This is a genomic window from Polyangium sp. 6x1, from assembly GCF_029946515.1.
GTDB lineage: Bacteria > Myxococcota_A > Polyangia > Polyangiales > Polyangiaceae > Polyangium.
The window spans coordinates 1-8,001 of the sequence record NZ_JARZHH010000148.1; the positions used below are offsets into that span (position 1 = coordinate 1).

7 protein-coding genes are annotated in these 8,001 nt (G+C 68.9%); 5 read left to right on the forward strand and 2 right to left on the reverse strand.

Annotated features, from left to right (window positions below; translation table 11 throughout):
- A partial coding sequence (locus tag QHF85_RS49140) for a hypothetical protein (RefSeq protein ID WP_281334480.1) occupies positions 1 to 615 on the forward strand: 615 nt, incomplete at its 5' end.
- A gap of 120 nt (positions 616 to 735) precedes the next feature.
- Here the strand turns inward: QHF85_RS49140 and QHF85_RS49145 are convergent.
- Positions 736 to 1,920: an acyl-CoA dehydrogenase family protein gene (locus QHF85_RS49145; protein ID WP_281334481.1), complete on the reverse strand. Its 1,185-nt coding sequence runs from the start codon at positions 1,918 to 1,920 to the stop codon at positions 736 to 738.
- A 135-nt stretch (positions 1,921 to 2,055) separates the two neighbouring features.
- On the opposite strand from QHF85_RS49145, the gene QHF85_RS49150 reads away from it, so the two are divergent.
- The 4 genes from QHF85_RS49150 to acnA all read left to right on the forward strand — a co-directional run bounded on the left by QHF85_RS49150 (position 2,056) and on the right by acnA (position 7,113).
- Positions 2,056 to 2,697 carry a TetR/AcrR family transcriptional regulator gene (locus QHF85_RS49150; protein ID WP_281334482.1) on the forward strand — a complete coding sequence of 214 codons (642 nt, stop codon included), beginning with the start codon at positions 2,056 to 2,058 and terminating at the stop codon, positions 2,695 to 2,697.
- A gap of 87 nt (positions 2,698 to 2,784) precedes the next feature.
- Positions 2,785 to 3,219: a hypothetical protein gene (locus QHF85_RS49155; protein WP_281334483.1), complete on the forward strand. Its 435-nt coding sequence runs from the start codon at positions 2,785 to 2,787 to the stop codon at positions 3,217 to 3,219.
- A 192-nt stretch (positions 3,220 to 3,411) separates the two neighbouring features.
- On the forward strand, positions 3,412 to 4,140 hold the full coding sequence (locus QHF85_RS49160; protein WP_281334484.1) for a hypothetical protein: 729 nt from the start codon (positions 3,412 to 3,414) through the stop codon (positions 4,138 to 4,140).
- 207 nt (positions 4,141 to 4,347) lie between these two features.
- A complete protein-coding gene (gene acnA / locus QHF85_RS49165) occupies positions 4,348 to 7,113 on the forward strand; it encodes an aconitate hydratase AcnA (protein ID WP_281334485.1) in 2,766 nt (921 codons plus the stop codon).
- A gap of 187 nt (positions 7,114 to 7,300) precedes the next feature.
- On the opposite strand, the gene QHF85_RS49170 is transcribed toward acnA, so the two are convergent.
- The coding region (locus QHF85_RS49170) for an expansin EXLX1 family cellulose-binding protein (RefSeq protein WP_281334486.1) at positions 7,301 to 8,001 on the reverse strand (701 nt) is incomplete at its 5' end.

The following is an 8,001-nucleotide window of genomic DNA, read 5'->3' on the forward strand; positions in this document are numbered from 1 at the left end:
GGCCAGGCGGCGCCGCCCGCGCCCGAGGGGCAACCCGCCGCGCCTGAGGCGGCCCCTGCGCCGGCCGCGCCGGCAGCGCCCGCGCCGGCCAAGCCCGAGCCCAAGGAAGAAGACACCAAGGACAAACCCGCGCCGAACTCGGTCTTCGCGGAGGGCCTCGGGGCCGGGCTCTGGTACTCGCTCAATTACGAGCGCCGCGTCATCGACGACCTCGGCGTGCGCGTCGGCGTCAGCTACATCTCGATCGGGGCGACGGTCTCTCAGGGCAGCGCCTCGTCGAGCGCGAGCGCGAGCCTTTTGACCTTCCCCATCACGGCGAGCTACCTCGGCGTTCGCAGCGGCAAACACGCGCTCGAGGTCGGCGGCGGCGTCTCGGTCACGTATGCAACGGCGGCGGCGTCGAACAGCTTTGGCTCGAGCGCCTCGGGCTCGGGCATCGGCGCGTATGGCAATGTGATGGTCGGGTATCGCTTGCACCCCGTCGACGGCGCTGGCTTTCAGTTCCGCGTCGGCGCGATGGCGCTCATGGGCCCGGGGTTCAACGTCTTCGGCGACGACCCCACGTCCTTCGGCGTCCTGCCGTTCGGATACATCAGCTTCGGCGCGGGTTTCTAGCAGGCTGTCGATAAACTTGCTGCGCGCCCTGGATCGTCGGTCGTCGTCCTCGGAATACGCCTGTATTCCTGCGTCCTCCTCCCTAGCTCCAGGGCGCTCGCGGCGTCTCTCGACAGCCTGCTAGGCCGAATCCCGCGGCAAGAGCAGCGGATTGAACGGCGCTTCCCCCATCCTCACGCGCGCCGCGTAATCGTAGGCGTCGTCCGTCGCGGCGATGTGTTGCGCGGCCGCGTGAACGTCCCGGAAGCACCGTTCGAGCACGGTCCCCGTGTAAATCGCGCTCGACCCGCCCGCGCGGAACGCAAAGCTCGTCACGTCCGCGGCGACCTCCGTCGTATACGTCGTCGCGGCCCGCACGGCGGCCCAATCCTCGGGTGACAGCGCCTCGCCTGCCTCGGCTCTTTGCATGGACAGCTCGATCACCTCACGCGCGAGCGCCCGCGCCGCGTCGAGGGCCGCGCGCTTTCGGCCGAGCTCCACCCGGAAGCTCGATTGCGCGGCCAGCGTCTCGCCGTTCCAGGCCTTGAACCGGCGCGGCGCGACGATCGCGATCTCTTCGAGCGCCCGCCGCGCGACGCCGAGCGCGAAGCCGATGTGCCCGGGCGCCACGAGCGCGATGAACGGCAGCTCGAAATACGCCTGACCGCGCCTCCGCGCCGCCCCTGGGTAGGAGCACGTGAACGCCTCCTCCACGAACAGCGCCTCCATGCGGTAATGGTTGCTCCCGCTCCCGCGCAGGAACGCCGTGTTCCACGTATCCTCGATCGTCACGCGCGCGGCGGGCACCGCGATTTGCACGAACGACGGCGGCCCGGCCTGCCCGGGCGCCTCGATTGCCGCGGCCGTGTACACCCAGTCCGCGTGCCGGATCCCGCTCCCGAACCCCCACCGTCCCGTCACCTCGAACCCACCGCGCACCCGCCGCGCCTTGCCCATCGGCACCTGCAGCCCGGCCGACGTCGTCATTCCCCTCGCGAAGATCTCCCGCGTCGCGGCCTCGGGCAGATACGCGCCCATCATTCCGTTCATGATCGCCCCGATCATCAGCGACCACCCTGCGGACGGATCCGCGTGCGCCATCGCCTCGTACACCACGAACTGCGTCCGCCCGTCTGCGCCTTGCCCGCCCACCTCCTTCGGCGCGGCCAGCGCGAACAGCCCCTCCTCCTTCATCGCGGCGACCACGGTCGGATGCAGCGTCGTGCCCTCGTTCGACGCGTCCGCGTGGGCCTCCGCGATGGGGCGCACGCGAGCGACGGACGCGAGCAGGCGGGTCTCGAGCACGTTCTCGTTTCCTCTCGTCATGATGGTTCCCTCCGGAGACCGGGGTTCCTGGCCGGTCACGCTCATGTAGACAACGACAACATCCCAAAGTTTCCACCGTCAACATGGAATGTTGCGATCGTCAACATCCGCCTCGGACGTGGTAGACTCCGGACCGTGCCTCGACGCCCGCCTCGCCCGTACCACCATGGGGATCTGCCTCGCGCGCTCCGGGAGGGCGCTCTCGCGCTCATCGAGGAGCGTGGGCCGATGGGGTTCACGCTCCGCGAGCTCGCGCGCCGGGTCGGCGTCTCGCATGCCGCGCCGTACCGGCATTTCGCCGACAAGCGGGCGCTGCTCACGGCGCTCGCGGCCGAGGGGGCGCATCGCCTCGCGGATGCGGTCGACGCGGCGCTCACGGCGGCGGGCCCGGACCTCCGCGCGCGTTTCCTCGCGGCCGCGCACGCGTACGTGCGCTTCGCGATGGACCATCCTGGTTATTTCCAGGCGATGTTCTCCACCGACGCCGACCCGAACGACCCGGCGCACGTGAACGGCCGCGAGCGCAGCCTGGGCCTGCTCTATCGTTACATCGCGGAGGCGCAAGCCGCGGGGTATTTCGGCGAAGGCGAGGCGCTCTCCTACGTGATCCCCGTCTTTGCAATGCACCAGGGCCTCGCGGTGCTCGCCATGTCGGGCGCATTCGCCACGCTCGGCATGCCCGACATACGCGCCGCGTCGGACCTCGCGCATGGGCGCCTGCTCGACGGCCTCACGCGCGCGCCCGAGGCGAAGGGCAAGCCGCGCACGAAAGCGTGACACGACGGCCCTTCCCGATCTTCGCGATCGCGCCTCGCCGTGCCATCCTAGCCGGGCATGGTGCGCACGAGGATCCTTCTGTCTTCGATGGTGGTCGGCCTCATCTCGGCGACGAGCGCGTGCTGGCTCGGCGACTACCAGCCGCCCACGGGCCACGCGGGCGGCGGCCCTGCACAAGGCTACGAAGTCCGCTGCGGCAGCGACACCTGCGGACCCTCCGAGGTCTGCTGCGTCGAGCAGGGGGATTCCCCCACGCCCGCATGCACGGCCGCGGATGCCTGCCTCTTGCTCCCGATCCCGTGCGACGGCCCGGACGACTGCGCGCACCTCGGCGGCGTCTGCTGCGGCTTGTGGGACGAGGTCGCCTCCCGGTACACGGCGGTCGAGTGCTCGGACGCGTGTAGCAGCAGCGATCGCGTCCCCATCTGCCGCCTCGAGCGCGACGACGCCGATTGCCCCACGGGCCTCGATTGCAAGGAAGAGCGCCTTTTCGGCCCGGGATTCGGCTACTGCGCCCCGTAGCACTTGCCTGGTATCCCCGCCCCCTGACGTTCTGGCCACGCCCGCCTGGAAACGGCCGTTCTCAGCGTCCCCGCTTCCCGCGGCAAACGCCGCGGCCCGGAGCCCTTTTCCGCGGTGGCCTCCGGCTTGCACAGGGCGGGGTCACACACAAGCGACCCTCTTTCCAACGCCTTCGCCTCGGGATATCCCGCCATGATGCGCACTTCTACGCAGCTCCTCGCTGTGGCCACCGTCCTTCTCTCGACCCTCCACGCGAGCCTGGCCCAAGCGCAGTATTATCCGCCTCCGCAGCCTTACCCCTATCAACAGCCTTACCCGTACGGGCAGCCCGCTCCTTACCAGCAACCGTACCCGTACCAGCAGCCCTATCCTTATCAACAGCCCTACCCGTACCAGCAGCCGAACCCGTACGCGCAGCCTGCTCCGGCGTACGGCTCGCCGAACTACCTCGACAGCGGCACGAATTCCCGCAAGCCGAAGCACCAGCTCACCCTGCGCGTCTCCCCCGGCGCGAGCTTTCATTTCATCCCGGGAAGCTCGGCCAAACCGGCCTTCGCCCTCGACGCGGGCCTCGGCTTCCGGGCCGGCGTCGCCTCGTATACGTCCATCTGGACCGAGGCGGGTTACTCCTACGACACCCTGGGCCCCGGCCATTTCGTCACCGTCGGCGTCGGCCCCCTCTTCGGCACGAACCAGACCTCGGTCGGCGTCCTCGAAAAGCTCGTCATTGGCGACGTCGCCGGCGGCCTCGCGGTCGGCCCCCGCACGAGCCTCGTCCTCATGCTTTACAATGGCGGGCTCGCGGCCGAGATCGGCCATCAATGGATCTACAGCAACGTCGCGGGCTCGGGCCACAACGAGCTCCGCCTCCAGGTCTCCGTCGACCCCATCACCTTCCTGATGCGCTTCCTGGGCCGGTAGCCCGACGCATCACGCCGCCACCGCGTCCTCCCTCCGCCCGGGCCGCTCCATCGACCCGAGGCCCACGCCGCCCCGGCAAAACACCTGACGCGCACCTTCGTGCGCTCCCCCCTTGCTCTCCGCCCTTTTTCCTGAGAAGCCTTCCGCCGCGCGGCGCGGCCTCCGGATCCCTTGTCACTCTCTGTGCCGCTCCCCAAGGTGACGACCATGGCAGACAGCTTCGGTGCAAAAAGCGCCCTCTCGGTTTCCGGCAAGTCCTACACGATCTACCGCCTCAGGGCCCTCGCGAGTGACGCCGACCTCGCGCGCCTCCCGGTCTCCCTGCGCATCCTCCTCGAGAACCTCCTCCGTCACGAGGACGGTCGCGTCGTCCGCAAGGAGCATGTCGAGGCTGTCCTCCGCTGGGATCCCAAGGCCGCGCCTTCCCAGGAGATCTCCTTCCACCCCGCGCGTGTCCTCCTCCAGGACTTCACGGGCGTCCCTGCCGTCGTCGACCTCGCTGCCATGCGCGAAGCCTTCGCCGGCATGGGCGGCGATCCCAACCGCATCAACCCGCTCTCCCCGGCGGATCTCGTCATCGACCATTCGGTCGAGGTCAACTACTTCGGCACCCGCGACTCGCTCGTCCGCAACGCCGACCTCGAGTACCAGCGCAACGAAGAGCGGTACGTCTTCCTCCGCTGGGGCCAGCAGGCCTTCGAGAACTTCCGCGTCGTCCCGCCGGACACGGGCATCTGCCATCAGGTCAACCTCGAGTACCTCGCCCGCGCCGTCATGACCGACGCCGAAGGCCGCGCCTTCCCCGACACCCTCGTCGGCACCGACTCGCACACCACCATGATCAACGGCCTCGGCGTCGTCGGCTGGGGCGTCGGCGGCATCGAGGCCGAGGCCGCGCTCCTCGGCCAGCCCGTCACCATGCTCGTCCCCGAGGTCGTCGGCTTCAAGCTCACGGGCAGCCTCCGCGAGGGCGCCACGGCGACCGACCTCGTCCTCACCGTCACCGAGATGCTTCGCAAGAAGAAGGTCGTCGGCAAGTTCGTCGAGTTCTACGGCCCGGGCATCGCGTCCCTCTCGCTCCCCGATCGCGCCACCATCGCGAACATGGCGCCCGAGTACGGCGCCACGATCGGCTTCTTCCCGATCGACGGCGAGACCATCTCGTTCCTGCGCTTCACGGGCCGCTCCGAGGAGCAGGTCGCGCTCGTCGAGGCCTACTGCAAGGAGCAAGGCATCTTCCGCACCGAGGGCATGCCCGACCCCGTCTTCAGCGACACGCTCGAGCTCGACCTCGGCGCCGTCGAGCCCTCGATCGCCGGCCCCAAGCGCCCGCAGGATCGCATTCGCCTCGCCGCGTCGCGCACCGGGTATCGCAAGAGCTTGCAGTCGATGCTCGAGAAGAGCTTCGCCGACATCGACGCGGCCACCGTCGCGAAGTGGTGTGACGAGCCGAGCGCGGACAAACCCGCGGACGACGCCGTCGCGGCGCGCATGCTCATTCGCGACAAGATCCTGAAGCCCGTCGCCGTCGAAGAGGGCGACACCTCGTACAACCTCCGCCATGGCTCGGTCGTCATCGCGGCGATCACCTCCTGCACGAACACCTCGAACCCGGCCGTCATGCTCGCGGCGGGGCTCCTCGCGAAGAAGGCCGTCGAGCGGGGCCTCTCGGTCAAACCCTGGGTGAAGACCTCGTGCGCGCCGGGCTCGCAGGTCGTCGCGGACTACTACCAGGAGTCCGGCTTGCTCCCGTACCTCGAGGCGCTCGGCTTCCACCTCGTCGGGTACGGCTGCACCACATGCATCGGTAACTCCGGCGCGCTTCCCGACACGATCGTCGATGCCATCAAGAAGGGCGACCTCGTCGCGGCGAGCGTCCTCAGCGGCAACCGCAACTTCGAGGGCCGCATCAACCCGAGCGTGCGCATGAACTTCCTCATGTCGCCGCCCCTCGTCGTCGCGTACGCGCTCCGCGGCGACATGGACTGGGACCCGTACTCCGAGCCGATCGGCAAGGATCGCAACGGCACGCCCGTCTACCTCCGCGACATCTGGCCGACCTCGGAGGAAGTCCGCGACACCATCCGCTCGGCCGTGAAGAGCGAGCACTTCAAGACCCGGTACGACAATGCCCTCGTCGGCGACGTCGCGTGGCGCAAGCTCAACGTCCCTGCGGGCAAGACCTTCGCGTGGGACGACAAGTCCACGTACGTCCGCAAGCCGCCGTTCTTCGAGAACCTCGGCAAGCAGCCGCAGCCGATCACGGACATCGTCTCGGCGCGCGTCCTCGCGCTCCTCGGCGACAGCGTCACGACGGACCACATCTCGCCGGCGGGCAACATCTCGAAGACGAGCCCTGCGGCGCGTTACCTCATGGAGCACGGCGTCCAGCCGGCCGACTTCAACTCGTACGGCGCGCGGCGTGGCAACCACGAGGTCATGATGCGGGGCACCTTCGCCAACATCCGCATCAAGAATGCGCTGCTCGGCGGGGAAGAGGGCCCGAACACGCTCCACCTGCCCGCGGGCACCAAGCTCAGCATCTACGACGCGGCGATGAAGTATGCCGACGAGAAGGTGCCGCTCGTGATCCTCGCGGGCGCCGAGTATGGCACGGGCTCCTCGCGCGACTGGGCGGCGAAGGGCACGAAGCTGCTCGGCGTGCGCGCGGTCATCGCGAAGAGCTTCGAGCGCATCCACCGCTCGAACCTCGTCGGCATGGGCGTGCTCCCGCTCGAGTTTGCCGCGGGCGAGGACGCGCAGACGCTCGGCCTCGACGGCCGCGAGACCTTCGACATCAAGGGCATCGCCGAGGGCGTCACGCCCTTCAAGAAGCTCGAGGTCGTGGCGACGAAGGCGGACGGCACCAAGAAGACCTTCACGGTCACGGCCCGCATCGATACGCCGAACGAGGCCGATTACTACCTGAACGGCGGCATTCTCCAGTACGTGCTCCGGCAGATGGCGAAGTGACATGGCCGCATGACGAGCCGGTCCTCGCGCCGCTGGCTCCTGCTCGTCGCCGCGCTCTTCGCGAGCGCGTGTGGCGAGGAGGAGCTCAGCATCCGTGACGAGCTTCAAGCCGTGACGTAGGGCGAGGACCGGTTCGTGGCGGTCGGTTGGAACGAAACGCCACGCCCGCTCCGCTGCATCGCGCGGTCTATTTGAACTGCGCGGTCCCCTTGTAGGTCTCGCCGTCCTTCCATTTCGCCACCGTCTCCTCGACGGTTTGTCCGTCCGCCCCGGTGATCCGCAGCGTCACGGATTGCGAGCCGACGCCTTTGGCCGCGGTGAAATAGTTATCGTCCGAGCGCGTCATCTCGACCCATTCGTCGCCGCGCTTGAAGGCAACGCTCTTCACGGGCACGCGGTGATTGCGCACCTGGATCGAGGTCCAGTGGATCGAGCTCGTCTTCTTGAAGCGCAGCTCCAGGTTGCCTTGCACCGCGCAGGGCACGGGTTTCCACGTGACCTCGGCCTTGCCGACCTTCGTGCCGGCGATCTTCAAGAATGCGGGTTTGTTGATGACCAGCCGATCCGGCGGGCAATCGTTGCAGCGGTCGGCGACCATCACGACGTCGGTGCCCTCGGGGCCCGTGATTTCGAGGCACTGACCGCAGGCCTGAATCTGGTTGTAGACCGCATTCGGCGCCGAGAGCACCGCGGCGTCGCGGCCGAACGTGAGCGAACAGCTCCCGCGGGCGTTGGCGTCGTAATACACGGCCTCGCCCTTCGAGGTCTTCACCTCGGGCTTGGGCGGCTCGGCGGGCTTCGCCTCGGCCGCGGGCGCGGGCGGGGGCGCCGCGGGCTCGGCGGGGGCGGGAGCGGGCTCGGGGGCGGCCGGGGCTGCGGGCGCCGCTG

What these genes read in the sequence shown, in the direction of transcription:
- QHF85_RS49145 (WP_281334481.1), bottom strand. Translation starts at nt 1,920, where the DNA reads ATGACGAGAGGAAACGAGAACGTGCTCGAGACCCGCCTGCTCGCGTCC.
- QHF85_RS49155 (WP_281334483.1), top strand. Translation starts at nt 2,785, where the DNA reads ATGGTGGTCGGCCTCATCTCGGCGACGAGCGCGTGCTGGCTCGGCGAC.
- QHF85_RS49160 (WP_281334484.1), top strand. Translation starts at nt 3,412, where the DNA reads ATGATGCGCACTTCTACGCAGCTCCTCGCTGTGGCCACCGTCCTTCTC.
- acnA (WP_281334485.1), top strand. Translation starts at nt 4,348, where the DNA reads ATGGCAGACAGCTTCGGTGCAAAAAGCGCCCTCTCGGTTTCCGGCAAG.